Source organism: Flectobacillus sp. BAB-3569 (genome assembly GCF_002270355.1).
Classification (GTDB): Bacteria; Bacteroidota; Bacteroidia; order Cytophagales; family Spirosomataceae; genus Flectobacillus; species Flectobacillus roseus.
On sequence record NZ_NJFZ01000006.1, the window covers coordinates 263,299 to 280,747 of the forward strand.

The window sequence follows — 17,449 nt, forward strand, 5'->3', positions numbered from 1 at the left end:
ATTGGTTTAATCACAAACTGCTCATGAAGATTTTCAGAAATATTATTTTAGGTTTCTTGGCGCTTATTGTAATAGCCGCTATCGGGACTTTTACGACAGTAGACAGAACAGAATTGCACCAGACCGAGTTTTATGCTCAAACGCAAAACTGGCTGGCTAACTATATACCCGATACTGATCCCCAATATGATTCGGTATATGTAGGTTGGGCGAAGGTAAACCTAACACCTGCACAGCCATTGGCTACAGCAGGATATGGCAATCGTGACGGCAAACCCTATCAGAGCGTGCATGATTCGATTTATGTACGAGCTATGGTATTTGATAATGGTCGTAAGTTTGCGATGGTTTCTTGTGATTTACTGATTATTCCACCAGAGGTACGTTTGAGTCTACAAGATAAACTCGGCAAAATCGGCTTTTCATGGGAGCACGTGTTTATAGGTGCTACCCACACGCACAATAGCATAGGTGCATGGGGTAAAAATGCCATTGGAGAACTTTTTGCTGGAAAATATCACCCTGAAGTGGTGGAGGATATCGCTAACAAAATTGTTAAGGCCATCCAATTAGCGGATGCAAATACTACTGCTGCCGAAATAGGTTATGGTCAAATAGATACCCCAGAGCTAGTTTTTAATAGATTAGTTCATGAAAAAGGTACGGTAGACCCGACTTTACGATTATTGAAAATTCACAAAGACAATGGGCAAAATGCTCTTATTTGTGTGTATTCGGCACATGCCACTACGCTCAATGCTGATAAGATGGTTTTGTCAAGAGATTATCCTGGGGTCTTGGTAGATAAACTTGAAAAAGACCAAGCCGATTTTGCCATGTTTATGGCTGGCTCTGTTGGCAGTACTGGTCCAATAGGAGAGGAGATGAAAGATGATTATGCTCAACTCAATCGCGTGGCTGAAGGTCTTTATCAAAAAATAGCCAAAATTAATCCACAAATTAAAACAGCGCTTGTGGATAACCTACATGCTTCGGTGATTCCAATATCAATGCGTGACCCACAGGTGCGAGTATCGCAAGACCTACGTTTTCGTCCTTGGGTATTTCAAACATTTTTTGGAGAATACCCAGCCGAAATGAAAGTATTTCAGTTAGGTAATACCATTTTTATAGGCACACCTTGTGATTACAGTGGCGAATTAATGCCAGATGTACTCAAAACCGCTCAGAATCAACATCTAAATCTTATTGTAACTAGTTTTGATGGAAGTTATGTTGGATATATCACAGAAGATAGTCGTTATGATTTGAATAGTTATGAGACTCGTGTGATGAATTGGTACGGTCCACAGAACGGACAATATTTTCAAGAAATTATCAACAGTATTTTGACCAAAAATGCCCCTGTAGTCAAACAACCAGATGCTTTACAAAATCAAACGGAAGAATAGGCTTCGGATTCTAATATTTTGGGAAAGAAAGGCAGATATTAATTCAATGTAAACAAAAGTAGTTGTCTAATTTAGAATAATTCTGAATTAGCAAAATCCTGAAAAACATCTAAGTAATCATGCTCAAGCACAATAATTCCGTAGCTTTTTCAGGTAAAAAAAACACTTCATGTAAATTTTTATCAGTAAATTGCGACTTGATTTCTGAAATTGTTGCTAGGTGACCATCTAAAAGCTGTGATAGCAAAATCAATCTAGCAGCGAGCAAAACACAAGTCTCTCATTCAGAATATTTTGACTAAAAGCACCGAGAGAGAAGAGCCGTTGTAGGCAAATTTCAAAACTTAAAGACAAAGAAATGAACTATCAACCATCAGACTACCTTCCGATTATTGTCCAAATAGGGGCAGCACTTGCATTCATCGTATTGACAATGGTGGCTACTCACTGGTTAGGGCCAAAAAGACATAGTAAAGCCAAAGATGATGTTTTTGAATGTGGTATCGAGTCAGTTGGAAACGCTCGTACGCCAATTTCTGTAAAATACTTCTTGGTAGCTATTCTATTTGTACTTTTCGACGTGGAAATTATCTTCATGTATCCATGGGCTGTAAATTTCAAAACATTAGGATGGGACGGCTTCTTGGAAATGGTAGTTTTCATGGGTCTTCTTTTAGCAGGCTTTATTTATGTATTGAAAAAAGGAGTGCTTGACTGGGAAAAATAATTCTCGAAGCCTCTTTCTCTATAAAACCTTCTGCCTCAACAACTAGTTAGGTAGGAAGACATCAAATATTATTAATTGAATAAGACAATGAGTGATAGAATAATAAAGACAGTAGATGCCCCACAGGGACTAGAAGGTCAAGGATTCTTCGCTGGAAAACTAGACGACTTGGTTGGTTTGGCGAGAGCAAACTCCCTTTGGCCTTTACCATTCGCTACCTCATGTTGTGGTATCGAATTTATGGCAACCATGGCTTCGCACTATGACTTAGCTCGTTTTGGTGCAGAACGTCTTTCTTTCTCAGCACGTCAAGCCGACGTTTTGATGGTAATGGGTACCATTGCTAAAAAAATGGCTCCAGTTGTAAAACAAGTATATCTTCAAATGGCTGAGCCTCGTTGGGTAATCGCAGTTGGAGCTTGTGCATCATCTGGCGGTGTGTTTGATACTTATTCTGTTTTACAAGGTATCGACCGTATTATCCCTGTCGATGTGTATGTGCCTGGATGCCCTCCTCGCCCAGAACAAATCCTAGATGGCTTTATGGAAATTCAGGAGCTAGCTAAATCAGAACAAAGAAGAAGAAGAGAATCTCCTGAATATAAGGCGTTGTTGTCTTCTTATGGTATTGAATAGTTATAAAGCAAAATTTTATAACTAAATATCCCTTTTTCATTAGTCTATCATTTCAGCGTTTACAATGACAAACGAACAAATTGCTCAAGACTTAGTAGCGAAATTCGGAGAGGATAAAATTTACGGAATTATGGAAAATTACGGTCTTTTGAACGTAACTACCTCTGTAGATACTATTGTACCTCTTTTACATTATTTATATCAACATCCCACTTTCAAGTTCCAATTTCTTACCGATTTAGCGGGTATCCATTTTCCCGATGCTGTAGGTCAGGAATTCGGTGTCATCTATCACTTGCATAGTCTCGAAAACAATGTACGATTGATTATCAAATTGTATGTTCCTCTTGAGTCTCCTAAAGTGCCAACCATCACAGGGCTTTATGCTACAGCTAACTGGATGGAGCGTGAAGCATTCGATTTTTATGGAATTATCTTTGAAGGACATCCAAATCTTATCCGCATTTTGAATGTAGAAGATATGGACTATCATCCTATGCGCAAAGAGTATCCAATGGAGGATGCTACTCGTCAAGATAAGATTGATGCTTTATTTGGAAGATAATAATCGGTAACTATCGGGTTGCTATTCGGTAGCTCATTCACCCAAGCGAAATATGTCAGATGTTGCTTTAGTGTCGAGTCCTAATGTAGGAATCGCCAAATCAGGAGAAAACAAAAAATATGTTAATGAGTTGACCACCCTCAACCTTGGTCCTACTCACCCTGCCACTCATGGTATTTTTCAGAATATCCTTACCATGGACGGGGAGACAATCATCGATTCAGAACAAACGGTAGGGTATATCCACCGTGCGTTTGAAAAAATCGCTGAACGTCGTCCTTTTTATCAAATCACAACGCTTACCGACCGTATGAACTACTGTTCGTCACCTATCAATAATATGGGTTGGCACATGACTGTAGAAAAACTGTTGGGTATTGAAGTGCCTAAAAGAGCACAATATATGCGTGTGATTATGATGGAGTTGGCTCGTATCGCTGACCACATTATTTGTAACTCGGTACTCGCTGTAGATACTGGTGCCATGACTGGTTTCTTGTATGTAATGCAGTGGAGAGAGCATATATATGAAATTTACGAAGAACTATGTGGTGCTCGTTTGACTACCAACATGGGGCGTTTTGGTGGTATGGAGCGTGACTTCTCTGCCGAAGCTATTCGTAAAATCAAACATTTCTTAAGTGAATTCCCTAAAGGTCTTAGAGAGTTTGAAAGTTTGGTTAAACGTAACCGTATTTTCATGGATAGAACTACAGGTGTAGGAGCTATCTCTTCCGAAAGAGCTTTAAATTATGGTTTTACAGGACCAAACTTACGTGCAACGGGTGTTGACTACGATGTGCGTGTGATGAATCCTTATTCTTCTTACGAAGACTTCGAATTTGAAATTCCAGTAGGTACAACTGGAGATACCTATGACCGCTTCTTGGTTCGTGGTGAAGAAATGTGGCAAAGTTTACGCATTATTCAGCAAGCCATGGACAATCTTCCAGAAGGTCCTTATCATGCTGATGCTCCTCACTATTATTTGCCTCCAAAACAAGAAGTTTATAACAACATGGAAGCATTAATCTATCACTTCAAGATTGTAATGGGTGAAATTGATGCTCCTGTAGGCGAGGTATATCATTCTGTAGAAGGAGGTAATGGTGAGTTAGGTTTCTATCTAGTTTCGGATGGTGGACGTACACCTTACCGTTTGAAATTCCGTCGCCCTTGCTTCATTTACTATCAGGCTTTCCCTGAAATGATTAAAGGATCAACACTTTCTGATGCCATTATTACGATGTCATCTATGAACGTGATTGCTGGAGAATTGGATACCTAGTGTATTTCCATTTCAAATAAATCGACCCAATAGTTTTAGTAGAAATATTTAGTTAGAAGCGAAAAGGAATATCTAAAAGTATTCCTTCCGAAATGCTAATACCGAACATGACGAACACACAAACCGTTCAGTTTCCAGCAGATACGTTGGAGAGGGTACACAAAATCATCAAACGTTATCCAGAAGGTAAACAAAAGTCAGCTTTACTTCCAATTTTACACTTAGCACAAGCTGAGTGGCGTTGGTTGAGTCCTGAAGTGATGGATTACGTAGCTGGTTTATTAAATATCAAACCAATTGAGGTTTATGAGGTAGCTACATTTTATACTATGTTCCACCTTGAACCTGTAGGTGAACACGTAATTGAATACTGCCGTACAGGACCTTGCTGCCTAATGGGTGGTGGTGAAGTATATGACCACTTGAAGAAAAAATTGGGAGTTGATACTGGTGGTACTTCAGCAGATGGAAAGTTTACAGTGAAAGAAGTAGAATGTTTGGCTGCTTGTGGCTGGGGACCAGTTTTTCAGATTCGTGAGAAATACTATATGAATCTTACGACTGAAAAAGTAGATGCCATCATCGAAGAGCTTTCGAAATAACTGTAATAAACCATTTGATACTTAATTCCTCTACCCAATGATAGCTTTTTTGAAAAATACCTTTAGAAGACCTTATCACCATATTAGACATTATGTTGCGCCCCAAGGACCAAAGGACTTTGATAGCGAAACATTACCGTTAGTTGATAAGGATGTTTCATTAGAACAAGTAATTGATAAAGTTCAAATTGAAGGGTCTTTGCCTTTCGATTTAAAAGAAAAGCTAGCATTCTGGAGAGAAAATGGTTTTGTGGTTCTTGAAAATGTTTTACCAACCCAATGGTTAGATAACCTTTGGAATGAAGTAGAGGAAACAATCGAGAATCATGAGAAGTATGATATGACAGCCTTAGTATATCAATTTAATAATACTAAGGATGCGAAGCTAAAGGATATACCAAAAGATAAGCTTAAAAGTATAGGAGCTCGTATCAATGATTATCACAATGCTTCAATTGGAGCAAAAAAGGTGATGACTCATCCTAATATTGTAGCCTTTTTGCGTGCAGTGTTAGATAATGACCTTACTGCTTTTCAAAGCCTAATATTCAAGTATAGTAGCCAACAAAGTACTCACCAAGATTATCCTTGGGTAACATCAGGTGTACCGAGCCACTTAGCTGCTGCTTGGATTCCATTAGAAGATGTACACCCTGATTCTGGTCCTTTGTTCTATTATCCGGGTTCTCATAAATTGCCAAAGTTTCATTTTGGAGTAACAGGTATTTTGTACAAACATGGTTTGTCGCTGTTTAGCCCAGATCAATTTGGTAAATATTTGGACAAAATATGTGCTAAGTTTGGCATTCAAAAGAAAGTACTTTTGATTAAAAAAGGCGATATTTTGATTTGGCACGGAGCATTAGCACATGGCGGAAGTCGTATCAATAATGCTGAAATGACACGTAAGTCATTTGTTTGTCATTATTCGACAGTACAAGCACAACCTAAGCATCGTGCAGAAACTAAAGATGTGTCTCAGACAAGCTATTATAATGGGGTAGCAATTTATGCAAACCCTGCAAATTTGGCACAAGAAGATATTATTTCACAAGGAAAAGACTGGACAGAATAAGCACTTCCTACTTTTTTTGAAAATAACATTTCATGCTTTAATGTATTTTTTAATCACATGAAAATATTAACCCAACATATTGATGTACCTGGTATTGAAACCATCGACGTTTATCGTAAGCATGGTGGATATTCAGCGGTAGAAAAAGCCATCAAGACAATGGCGCCAGATGAAGTAACTGAAGAAGTGAAAAAATCAGGTTTGCGTGGTCGTGGAGGTGCAGGTTTCCCTGTAGGAATGAAATGGTCATTTTTGGCTAAACCAGAGGGTGTACCTCGCTATTTGGTTTGTAATGCCGACGAATCAGAGCCTGGTACGTTCAAAGACCACTATTTGATGATGAAGTCGCCACATACCTTAATCGAAGGTATGATTGTATCTTCTTATGCTTTGGGTGCCAATACTTCATACATCTATGTACGTGGTGAGTTGATGTATGTGATTAACATCCTTGAAAAAGCGATTCAAGAAGCTTACGACAAAGGATTATTAGGTAAAAATATCTTAGGTTCAGGGTATGATCTTGACCTTTTTGTACAACCAGGTGGTGGTGCATATATTTGTGGTGAAGAAACTGCTCTACTTGAGTCTTTGGAAGGAAAACGTGGTAATCCACGCAACAAGCCTCCTTTTCCTGCGGTAAAAGGTTTGTATCAGTGCCCAACCGTAGTTAATAACGTAGAATCTATTGCCGCTACATCTTGGATTGTAAACAATGGTGGCGAAGAATATGCTAAAATAGGCGTAGGACGTAGTGCTGGTACCAAATTGATTTCGGTATCTGGACACGTACGCAAGCCTGGTGTTTATGAAATTCCACTAGGTATTACCGTAGAAGATTTTATCTATTCTGATGAATGGTGTGGTGGAATTCGTGATGGACACAAACTCAAGGCTGTTGTAGCAGGAGGTTCGTCAGTACCTATCTTACCAGCAGAATTAATCTTGAAAACAACTAACGGTGAAAATCGTTTGATGACTTACGAATCGTTATCTGATGGTGGTTTTGCTACAGGTACAATGTTAGGTTCTGGTGGTTTTATTGTAATGGACGAAACTACTTGTATCGTGCATAATACCTTAACATTTGCTCGTTTTTATCATCACGAATCTTGTGGACAATGTTCTCCATGTCGTGAAGGTACGGGCTGGATGGATAAAGTGATTCACCGTATCGAGCACGGAAAAGGCCGTATGGAAGACATTGATTTGTTAGTTGATGTTGCGAAGAAAATCGAAGGAAATACAATTTGTCCATTAGGTGATGCAGCAGCATGGCCTGTGGCAGCAGCTATCCGTCACTTCCGTGACGAGTTTGAATGGCACGTAAAACACCCAGAAGAAGCTACAAAGCCAGGTGCGGTGTTTATGCGTGAAGGCGCTAGTTGGACATTGTAAGATTTGCCCATATTTTTCTATTAATAAGTCTTTTAAAATTTGATTATTTAAGGAAAAACCTTCAAATTCTCAAATCTTCAAATAAGAGAACAATGAAAGTAACTATTGATAACATCACTATTGAGGTAGAACCGGGTACCACCATTATGCAGGCGGCTCGTCAAATCGGTGCGCATGTTGCCCCTCCAGCGATGTGTTACTACGAACCACTCAAAGGTTCGGGTGGTAAGTGTCGTGCTTGTTTGGTGAAAGTAACTGCAGGTTCTGAAAAAGATCCTCGTCCTATGCCAAAATTAGTGCCTTCTTGTATTACTCAGGTACAAGATGGTATGATTGTAGAAAATACAACTAACCCACAAGTGCTTGATGCTCGTAAAGGTGTAGTTGAATTCTTGTTGTTGAATCACCCACTTGATTGCCCAGTATGTGACCAAGCAGGGGAATGTCACTTGCAAGATTTTGCGTTCGAGCATGGTGTGTCAAAAACTCGTACCATCGAAGAGCGTAACACATTCGAAACACAGGATTTGGGTCCATATATCCAATTGAATATGAATCGTTGTGTACTTTGCTATCGTTGCGTGTACACAGCAGATCAAGTTACTGAAGGACGTGTTCATGGTGTAATGCACCGTGGTGACCATGCCGAAATTAGTACTTATATCGAGAAGGCGATTGATAACGATTTTTCAGGAAACGTAATTGATGTTTGCCCAGTAGGTGCTTTGACTGATAAAACGTATCGTTTCAAAAACCGTGTATGGTTTACTAAGCCAGTAGATGCTCACTGTGATTGTGGCAAATGTTCAGGTAAAGTAACTTTATGGTATCGTGGCGATGAGGTAATTCGTGTAACTGCTCGTAAAAATGAGTGGGGCGAAGTACAAGACTTTATCTGTAATACTTGTCGTTTTGAGCGTAAGAAAACTTCTGATTGGACTATCGAAGGACCAATGAAAGTAGCTCGTCATTCTGTGATTTCAGCGAACAAATATGGTGCAAGTTCTATTAAACCTGCTTTCCCATTGAAACAAGCTGCTGAACAGTATAAGCAAATTGACGATAATCGTGATCGTTCATTCTTGGAACCACAAAAGCAGTTGAAATAATTTTTGTCGCTACTGTCAACAGTAGTCAATAGCACTAATATTGTATATTCATGGAACTTACATCCACAGTATTTACCGCAAAAGCCATATATGTAGGTGTTATCTTTGCTATCACCTTGGGCGTAGCAGCGTACTCTACTTATTTCGAGCGTATTTTTGCTGCCTTCTTTCAAGACCGTGTTGGTCCAGATAGAGCGGGACCATTTGGTATCTTACAGCCTCTTGCCGATGCTGTTAAGATGTTTATGAAAGAAGATTTTATTCCTGCTAATTCAAGTAAATGGCTCTTTATTCTAGGTCCATGCTTGTCAATGTTTACAGCACTAATGACTTCGGCTGTAATTCCTTTTGGCGATACAATCGACTTGGGTAATGGTGTGAAATTTGATTTACAAGGTATCGATGTAAATATTGGTATTTTGTGGGTATTTGGTATCGTATCACTTGGTGTTTATGGTATCTTAGTAGGAGGTTGGGCATCAAATAACAAATATTCGTTATTGGGTGCTATTCGTGCGGCTTCGCAAAATATCTCTTACGAATTGGCTATGGGTCTTTCAATCATCTCTATTTTGATGATGACAGGTTCTTTGTCAACTAAGGCAATCGTTGAAGCACAGCAAAATGGACATTGGAATATCCTTTACCAACCAGTTGGATTTATTCTCTTCATCATTTGTGCTTTTGCAGAATGTAACCGTACTCCATTTGACTTACCCGAATGTGAAACTGAGTTGATTGGTGGTTACCACACAGAGTATTCTTCAATGAAATTAGGTTTCTATTTATTTGCAGAATACATCAACATGTTTGTTTCAGGTGCTGTGATGGCTACTTTGTATTTCGGAGGTTATGACTATCCTTTTTACGAAACTGTAGTAAATTCATTTGGCGAAAATGTGGCAAACTTTATTGGTTTTGGAGCATTAATCGGAAAAGCTTTATTCTTTGTATTTGTGTTTATGTGGGTTCGTTGGACATTACCACGTTTCCGTTATGACCAATTGATGAACTTAGGCTGGACAGGTTTGATTCCAATTGCCATGTTCAATGTAGTTTGGACTGGTCTTATCATTTTGTTACCAGCTGAATTCAATTTGTCGAGCTTGGCTTCAATCGGTATCGCAATCGCAGGTATTCCTGTTTTGATTGTAGGTTTGTTTATTTATCACTCGATTGCTGGAGGAAAGAAAAAGAAAACAGCATTGGCTCGTTAATCCCTAATAGCCTTCAATATCCCAACTTTTACTGACTTAGTATGAAATTAAGTAATAGAACGAAAGTATTAGAACAAGAAGAATTGACGCTAGCAGAGCGTATTTATTTGCCAGCGATTGCAGGTGGGATGTTAACTACCCTCAAGCACTTCTTCCAAAAGCCAGTAACCATTCGTTATCCTGAGCAAAAAAGATATTTAGGTCCTGTATTTCGTGGACACCATATCTTGAAAAGAGATCAAAACGGAGCAGAACGCTGTACAGCTTGTGGTCTTTGTGCCGTAGCTTGTCCTGCTGAAGCAATCTCTATGGTTGCCGAAGAACGTAAAAAAGGAGAAGAAACTTTGTACCGTGAAGAGAAATACGCTAAAGTATATGAAATCAATATGCTTCGTTGCATCTTCTGTGGACTTTGCGAAGAAGCTTGTCCTAAGGAAGCTATTTTCTTGCGTCACGACAAAATGGTACCTGTTTTCAACGACCGTAACGAAGTGATTTTCGGTAAAGATAAACTTGTAGAGAAAATGGATGACCGTTATCTACGTGATGGTTGGAAATAAGAAACATTTATAGATTTAACAGCAGAAGGTATTTTTTACCTGTTTAAATTCGAAAAATATGCAATTTTGGTACTTTCTTACAGCCCTTACGTTAATTAGTGCGTTGATGGTTGTACTTTCCAAAAACCCAATTCACAGTGTATTGTATTTGGTGTTTACGTTCTTTTGTATTTCAGGACACTATGTATTGCTTAATGCACAGTTCTTGATGGCGGTCAATATCATCGTTTATGCTGGTGCTATTATGGTATTGTTCTTGTTTGTAATCATGATGCTCGATCTACGACGCAACTCCCCTGATTCGAAAACTAACTTAACTAAGTTGGCTGGGGCTGTTGTTGGAGGTACAGTATTAGTAATCATCATTGCAGCAACACGCAAGATCAATCTAGGTACAGGAGCTGATAACGCTCTTTATGATTCTCAAACGGGTATGGTTGAGAATTTGGGTAAGCTTTTGTATCGTAACTATCTTCTTCCTTTTGAATTAGTATCTATCTTGTTCTTTGTAGCAATGGTAGGTGCAGTAATGTTAGGTAAGAGAGAAGCAGGAGAAAGAAATTTCTAAAGTTTAGCTATATCAACAAAAAAGGGAGCTGCAAGCTCCCTTTTTTGTTGATATAGCTTTTAGATAAAATGTTAATTTACAAGCTAAAATCCTAGAAATCATAGCCAATCGAGAATCCTGTTACATTGGCTTTGGTAGAAGGCTGTGTAACACCTTTTAATGAGTCTGTAGAGCCTAAGTTTAGCCTTTCATATCGAATCTTAATAGTAAGCTTTTTGATCTTTGCAGCGGCCTCTATTGAAGGTGACAAATGCTTTGATAAATTAAATTCTGTATTAGGAGCAGTAAGGTTTTTTTCATCCGTTTTTAGCTTTGAAACAGCTGGATAACTTACGCCTATCCTCAAGGTTAATTTAACTTTTGATTTGGATGTATAATTCAATTTGGCTCCAAGACTTGGAGAAAGAAACTTATATTTTTCTTCAAAAATAGTTTGCTCTCCTTCCTGTCCATATATCAATGAGCGGCTCCACATTTTGCCTTCTAAACCGATAAATGGCTCGATGCTTATTCTTGAGGTATCACTAAGCTTAAAAGGAACACCTGCATCTATATTTGCATAAAAACCAGAGAGATTAGCTTTCGGTTGATTGTAAAGCGGATTAATACTGGCAGAATAAGGCGGAGAAGTCTTATAATCGCTAAAGTTTATGCTTAAGGCATTTCCACTTGACTGTGTGGCATAAGGTTTGTTAATATTTTTATAAGCTCCTAAATCCAGATTGATGTTGAGCTTGTTGGAGGGTTTTAGCTCAAACTTTATTCCTGCTTTTCCTGTCGTATAATTTTCAATCCAGTTAAACTGTTCAATAGATACTTGAGGTGTGATCGTCAATGGCTTTGAATCATCCACGGACTGAGCAATTGTGCCTGTGCTTGCACCTCCCAGTAGTAAACTTACGAGTAAAGCCTTTTTCATGAATGTAAATGTTTTTGAATATGTAAAAAATAGGTCAATAATTGACACTCAACAAGGTATGATTCTATACGTATACCTTATTATAACACAAAGTTGGAAAAAATATTTGATACTTTGTGTTAAAAATTCTTAAGTGTAGATATAGAAATTGATTTTGGTTAGAATCAATCTAAGAAGGGGATGGAAAAGCACCACTAAATTTGGAAACCCACGGCATAATACTTAGCTTTACTTAGATTATCTATAAACCAAATTGATATCATTTATTGACCATTCTGGTCATTTTACCACCTTTTAATCATTTCCCTTAGGGTAAAATTCATCAAACCAAATGAGTATATTGGAGCCGTCAGACAATAATCATCTATTGGGAAAAAAGCCAGCTGTTTACTCTGATCATCTTACTATGTATGATCAGTACGGAGCATTAGCCTATGGGGTAATTCTTCAAATTATTCCCAATGAACAATTAGCACAGGAGGTGCTAGTGTCGCTGTTTAGTTCAGTATCCTTGCATGGATGCAATGAAAATGTCGTGAATAAAACTATTTGTATTATACGTAATGCACGAGCAAAAGCCGTTGAATATAAAGCAAAATACACGAGTTCTACCTCACCTCCTATTAACGAAAACCTAGTTTCGGAAGACGCCATCCCAAAACTAGTGTTTGACTTATCGTTTAGACAAGGCCTAAAGCCTGAAGTGATTGCCGAAAAACTCAATATCTCAAGAGAAAGGGTATTGAAGGCTTTCAACGAGTATTTTAAACTATTTCGTTAATCCTAATTTTGAACCAAATTGAATACGCAAACATACATAGAAAGTGGCGTTTTGGAGGCCTATCTCTTGGGCGTGGCTAATGAGTCAGAGCAACAACAGGTAGAGCAATATGCTTATGAGTTTCCAGAAATTGCCGATGCCCTTAGCCAACTGAGTGTGACAATCAATCAGCACTTTATGGTACAAGCGGTACCCCCTCCTCCAGTGATTCGTGATAGATTGAAATACAAAGAAGAAACGAATGACCTCAAAAAATGGGAGTTTACTGAGCAAGGTAGACAGCATCAAGAAAAGCCTAAAGAAGATGCTAGTTATCTGGAGGTAGAATACGACAATACACACATAAAAGTACATAAATTCTGGCGTCCTGCCTTTATTGCGGTATTTGTGTTATCAAAAATATTTTTGGTTTTGGCTGTGTACTTCTATTTCAAAGCAGAGTCACTGATAAAAGAAAATGCCAAACTTCAGCAGGAAGTAGAGGCTAAAGTAAATCGTTAGAAAATAAAAACACCTGCCCAGAATATCCAGACAGGTGTCGTTCACTAACCATTTATATATTATCTTTATTTAGAGGTTAAATCACCTGTCTTCCCAAGGACAGGTGATTTTTTATTCTTCAAATTTCAATTATTTTACGCCATCTTGTTGCCCACGAGCTACTGCTTTATCTCCCACAAGTTTACCGTATTTCAATCCAAATTCGCAGTCCATGCGGTAGTGAATACCACCCATCAAACGTGACATTGAGGCTTCTGAAGCCATATCATTGAATTTGCTTGCATCCGTCGGGAACAAATATCCTAATACTGTAGCTGCTGCCGCAGAAAATGTTGAGTGACCTGACGAATAAGCAGGAAAGTTTGGTACTCCTGTCAAGGTCTTAATACTTGGGTCTGCTTGGCTAGGACGAGGGAAGTAATAGTAGGTTTTTGTATACCAACAACTTATCGCAGCGTCCATCATGGCTGTATTCAATAGGGCAAGGTTACGTGCTGCACGGAACTCCGACTGTTTATCTGCCACAATATATTTTTCTGCAATCGCATTCCAATGGCCTGGAGGAGTATAAGTACCAGCACCATCTGCCCAGAAATGTACAATAGCAATATTTTCACGCGTAGCTTTTGTCGTTACATACTCTTTTACTTCAGCTACTTGTTTTTTAAATTCTGCAGAATTGTAAGAGAGTGGAGGATACTGAATACTCAATTGCTGTAACTCAGGGTTGGTCATGTTCCAAGGTTTAACATTACCAAAGAATGGAAGCATTGGTGGACGAGGAGCATCTTCTAAAGATTTCCAAGCTACTTCACCTTTTTCTTCAACTCTTTTTGAAAGACTATCCCATTGTGCTTTTACACCAATAGCATTACGCATACCGTCTGAACTGTAACGAGCTAAAATTTTTGTAGCAATCGCTTTTCCTAATTTTTCACCAGCTTCAATATCTGAACGAGTAGAAGCACCAGCCCACAGTTTAAACCATTTCTGTTCTTCTTTCTTTTTATACAAGAATAAAGTATCTTCTGTTGCAGGAAATAAACGCTTCATGAATTCATAAGAAACCGCTGCCATAACAGCATCCTCAGAAGGAAAAGAGGGCAAAGTAGACTTACTCACAATTACAGGAGTAATGCTAGCATCTACCTGATAAGGTGCTTTTCTTTTATATTGTTGTTTGTAAGCCATTGCCGCTACCAAGGCATCATACTGTGCCACGGATACATATGCATAGGCACGCGATGCATATGGAGGATTGGCAAATGGGAAAATAGGGTCTGCATTTGGGTTTGCCGAGTTTGGAATAGGGTACTCACCAGTGGCGTTTTCAGCAGGAGGAAGGTTGCGTTTAGCAACCAAGCTACGCATAATCTGGTTCCAACGTAAAATTCCACCGCCAGCCCAATAACGGATAGCCAAGCGCTGCTCGTCGCTAATATTACCCATCGCTGTTTTTACTTCCTGAAGCTCTTTTTGATAGTTTGCTGAACTTACATCTTCAGGTGCTGTTAATGCTACTTCGGTAGCTGTCTGTAAAATATATGGTTTCCAAGTACCTGCATCAGCATCTACTTTCGTAGGTACAAGGGTTTCTAATTCTGTTCCGTCTTTATCTAAACTTTTTTCACAAGCCCAAATAACCACTAATGCTGAAACTGCTGCAAAAAGCTTTTTTATAGATATGAATGAAGATTTCATGATTCAAAAATTTCAATGATTAAGGAATATTATCAAGAAAAGGTTTTAAAAACCTTAAGAGATAGCTAATCAAGTGTGAGAAAAGGTTTGATTTACCTAAACAGAAATGATAATCAAAATTTTACACTCTTGAGGCTGCCCATTTATTTATGCCCGTCTTTATGTTCATCTGTTGACATATTGCCCATATGATTAACATCACCAGGACGACAAATTGGACCTGTTGGGATACCGCCACCGCCTTTATTTTTACGCAAGTCGATATATTGAAGAATACTAATGGAGAACGTGGTAGATTTTCCTACGTTTCTACCTGCAACCACTTGTCCGATTGTTCCCATAATTTGTAAGTCTTTCAATTGGGGAATACGATACGCTGCCACCAAACCAATACGAGTCAAGTCCATTTTGGCACACAAGCCTGGCATATCATTTCTACGAATGTCGATATCTCCATTTACGATATTTTGCTCATAAGTGGCTTCCAATTGCCAACGGTATGAATAGTGACCAAACTTAGCACCTAAGTTTACCACATCTGGCATCATCATTTCATTGGTGAAGTACGCTTGGTCAGAAAAATACATTTCACGGTCAACACGCACATTGCTACGATGTATATAAGCGCCTTGAGCTGTTAGTGCCAATTCGTGAGGAAGTGTATAATACAAAATTCCACGAGCGAAAACGGTTTTACTTTGCATACCTATTGCCAATGGCAAAAAGTCGGCAACATAGTTATTGGTAGGAAGAGATCCACCCACAGAGCCAATTACTGATAAGTTTTTGATTTGAGCGAGTCTATATTTCAAGGCCAACGTAAGGTCTTGTACTCCACTCATACCTTTCAAAGTACCTTTGGTTGCTTCGGTTTTTACATACGGAAGCATAAATAGTACATTGAAACGGTCAGAAATACCATAGTTACCCATGGCTGTAATAGTTTGGGTATTTACATTCCCTAAGTTTTTATTTTCTCTGAAAAGTGTGCCCTCCCAGTATTTATTCCATGTGTCATGTGTATAGCCAATTCCACCACAAAAATTGTTTTTGCCATGAAAATACCATCCGTCATATTTTGTGCAAAAAGCGATGAGCTAAATGCAAGAATGCTTGATACGAGTAATAGTCTAAATTTCATACTGTTATATATAAATTGGTATTTTACTATCAAAATAGTTCATCATTGGGTCATAGGGTGCATCTGAGAGCACCCCGACCCGTCTAAATAGAGTTTAGAAGCGATGAGAAAGGGTTGCCGAAATAAAGTAATCCGCAAAAGCGGCATCGCCATGCTTACCGTATTTCAAGTCTGCTACACTCTTAATTCTGTTACGAGTAGTAGCAATAGGTACTGTGAGAGCAAAGGTGTTTTTCCCTTTTGAGTAAACAATTCCAGGCTCTACTGAGATGATATAACCAGGACGACGGAAGCCTTCGCTTTTGCCAAAAACGTCGTGTGCAGGAACACCCTCGATACGACCGCCAAAGCTTACCGCTAAGCCAGCTTTTGGAAGTAGTGCATAACTTGCTCCAACACGACCTGCAAATTGATCTGCTACTGAATGGTATACCACAATCTCATTGGCAGCGGCTTCTTTAGAAACAGCATTCAAAGTATTGTTTACATTACGTGGGTTGAATAAATAAAATCCGTTGAAATAAAGAACAGTCTTAGGAAGTACTTGTTGATAACCTTGAATTTCTAGGTTTGCACCCCATCCGCCATCTCCGAGCTGAATCGATTGGTCTACAGCCTTAGTAAGTAGATAATCTTTTCCTTCTTTGTCTAGCTTATGAAATTGACCTTGTACGTTCGAATTGCCCGTTGGTGCTTTTACACCAAGACCTAAAGCAATATTGCCTTTTGCATGATCTAATGGATCTAATAACCAGTAAGTGGCAGTCAGACGCATATCGCCAATACCTGTTGAATAAGTATCAAAGTATTGAGAATTTGCAGCGGTATTGCCATAGTGTTCATATTTGGAGGCACGAACATTGACAGCAAAGGGAACATTCAATGCAAAACTCAAGCGACTGTTGTAGGCATAAGAGATGCCTAAATCAAAACCTTGAGAATCATTGATTACTTCAGTATTGTTTAGAGCTCTATGGGTTTGTTCTTCTGTACCCACAAAATGTCTGTGCGAATGAAGGTTTCTAAACCCTAATGAAACTTGCCATTGCCCTGGTTGTAACATCGATGAAGAGCTAGTTCCGCTACCTGTTGAGCAGCTCATGTGACGAACAGCTACACATCCTTGTGAAAAATTTTTAAAATTTATTAGAAAAATGCAAAAAAAGATAATTGCGATTGAGGAGAATTTTTTCATATAATGCTGAATTTTAGCGTTTTGTATGGACATAGAGGCTCTGTTGGATAAAAT

At 38.7% G+C, this 17,449-nt stretch carries 18 protein-coding genes; 14 read left to right on the top strand and 4 right to left on the bottom strand.

What is annotated here, in order from left to right; all coding sequences use genetic code 11:
- The first annotated feature begins 23 nt into the window (after window positions 1-23).
- From BWI92_RS06945 to BWI92_RS07000, 12 genes are all read left to right on the top strand, one after another.
- Entirely contained in the window at window positions 24-1,412 is a 1,389-nt protein-coding gene (locus BWI92_RS06945; RefSeq protein ID WP_095161390.1) for a neutral/alkaline non-lysosomal ceramidase N-terminal domain-containing protein, read from the top strand.
- Between the two features lie 358 nt (window positions 1,413-1,770).
- Window positions 1,771-2,139 (top strand): NADH-quinone oxidoreductase subunit A, encoded by a 369-nt coding sequence (locus BWI92_RS06950; protein WP_095161391.1) that lies wholly within the window; start codon window positions 1,771-1,773, stop codon window positions 2,137-2,139.
- Window positions 2,140-2,226: 87 nt separating this feature from the next.
- Complete coding sequence (locus BWI92_RS06955; protein WP_095161392.1) at window positions 2,227-2,775, top strand: NADH-quinone oxidoreductase subunit B; 549 nt, start codon at window positions 2,227-2,229, stop codon at window positions 2,773-2,775.
- 64 nt (window positions 2,776-2,839) lie between these two features.
- Window positions 2,840-3,340: an NADH-quinone oxidoreductase subunit C gene (locus BWI92_RS06960; RefSeq protein ID WP_095161393.1), complete on the top strand. Its 501-nt coding sequence runs from the start codon at window positions 2,840-2,842 to the stop codon at window positions 3,338-3,340.
- Between the two features lie 52 nt (window positions 3,341-3,392).
- Entirely contained in the window at window positions 3,393-4,628 is a 1,236-nt protein-coding gene (gene nuoD, locus BWI92_RS06965) for an NADH dehydrogenase (quinone) subunit D (protein WP_095161394.1), read from the top strand.
- Window positions 4,629-4,735: 107 nt separating this feature from the next.
- Window positions 4,736-5,230: an NAD(P)H-dependent oxidoreductase subunit E gene (gene nuoE, locus BWI92_RS06970; RefSeq protein WP_095161395.1), complete on the top strand. Its 495-nt coding sequence runs from the start codon at window positions 4,736-4,738 to the stop codon at window positions 5,228-5,230.
- Window positions 5,231-5,279: 49 nt separating this feature from the next.
- Complete coding sequence (locus BWI92_RS06975) at window positions 5,280-6,305, top strand: phytanoyl-CoA dioxygenase family protein (protein WP_166578087.1); 1,026 nt, start codon at window positions 5,280-5,282, stop codon at window positions 6,303-6,305.
- 57 nt (window positions 6,306-6,362) lie between these two features.
- On the top strand, window positions 6,363-7,703 hold the full coding sequence (gene nuoF / locus BWI92_RS06980; protein WP_095161397.1) for an NADH-quinone oxidoreductase subunit NuoF: 1,341 nt from the start codon (window positions 6,363-6,365) through the stop codon (window positions 7,701-7,703).
- 92 nt (window positions 7,704-7,795) lie between these two features.
- Window positions 7,796-8,812 carry a 2Fe-2S iron-sulfur cluster-binding protein gene (locus tag BWI92_RS06985; RefSeq protein ID WP_095161398.1) on the top strand — a complete coding sequence of 339 codons (1,017 nt, stop codon included), beginning with the start codon at window positions 7,796-7,798 and terminating at the stop codon, window positions 8,810-8,812.
- A gap of 50 nt (window positions 8,813-8,862) precedes the next feature.
- Entirely contained in the window at window positions 8,863-10,029 is a 1,167-nt protein-coding gene (gene nuoH / locus BWI92_RS06990) for an NADH-quinone oxidoreductase subunit NuoH (RefSeq protein ID WP_095161399.1), read from the top strand.
- A gap of 41 nt (window positions 10,030-10,070) precedes the next feature.
- Window positions 10,071-10,589, top strand: a complete 519-nt coding sequence (locus tag BWI92_RS06995; RefSeq protein WP_095161400.1) for an NADH-quinone oxidoreductase subunit I — start codon at window positions 10,071-10,073, stop codon at window positions 10,587-10,589.
- A gap of 58 nt (window positions 10,590-10,647) precedes the next feature.
- The gene (locus BWI92_RS07000) at window positions 10,648-11,157 is read left to right on the top strand and encodes an NADH-quinone oxidoreductase subunit J (protein ID WP_095161401.1); all 510 of its coding nucleotides are present in this window, start codon (window positions 10,648-10,650) and stop codon (window positions 11,155-11,157) included.
- A 91-nt stretch (window positions 11,158-11,248) separates the two neighbouring features.
- Here the strand turns inward: BWI92_RS07000 and BWI92_RS07005 are convergent, their stop codons facing one another.
- Window positions 11,249-12,076 (bottom strand): hypothetical protein, encoded by an 828-nt coding sequence (locus BWI92_RS07005; protein ID WP_095161402.1) that lies wholly within the window; start codon window positions 12,074-12,076, stop codon window positions 11,249-11,251.
- A gap of 331 nt (window positions 12,077-12,407) precedes the next feature.
- Between BWI92_RS07005 and BWI92_RS07010 the strand changes: the two genes are divergently transcribed.
- Both BWI92_RS07010 and BWI92_RS07015 read left to right on the top strand, forming a co-directional pair.
- Complete coding sequence (locus BWI92_RS07010) at window positions 12,408-12,857, top strand: hypothetical protein (protein WP_095161403.1); 450 nt, start codon at window positions 12,408-12,410, stop codon at window positions 12,855-12,857.
- Between the two features lie 18 nt (window positions 12,858-12,875).
- A complete protein-coding gene (locus BWI92_RS07015; protein WP_095161404.1) occupies window positions 12,876-13,358 on the top strand; it encodes a hypothetical protein in 483 nt (160 codons plus the stop codon).
- Window positions 13,359-13,487: 129 nt separating this feature from the next.
- Here BWI92_RS07015 and BWI92_RS07020 read toward each other — a convergent pair whose 3' ends face one another.
- The 3 genes from BWI92_RS07020 to BWI92_RS07035 form a co-directional block, all read right to left on the bottom strand.
- The gene (locus tag BWI92_RS07020) at window positions 13,488-15,059 is read right to left on the bottom strand and encodes a phosphatase PAP2 family protein (protein WP_095161405.1); all 1,572 of its coding nucleotides are present in this window, start codon (window positions 15,057-15,059) and stop codon (window positions 13,488-13,490) included.
- A gap of 143 nt (window positions 15,060-15,202) precedes the next feature.
- On the bottom strand, window positions 15,203-15,991 hold the full coding sequence (locus BWI92_RS07025; RefSeq protein ID WP_095161406.1) for a transporter: 789 nt from the start codon (window positions 15,989-15,991) through the stop codon (window positions 15,203-15,205).
- A 303-nt stretch (window positions 15,992-16,294) separates the two neighbouring features.
- Window positions 16,295-17,302 carry a hypothetical protein gene (locus tag BWI92_RS07035; protein ID WP_229362763.1) on the bottom strand — a complete coding sequence of 336 codons (1,008 nt, stop codon included), beginning with the start codon at window positions 17,300-17,302 and terminating at the stop codon, window positions 16,295-16,297.
- Between the last annotated feature and the right edge of the window lie 147 nt (window positions 17,303-17,449).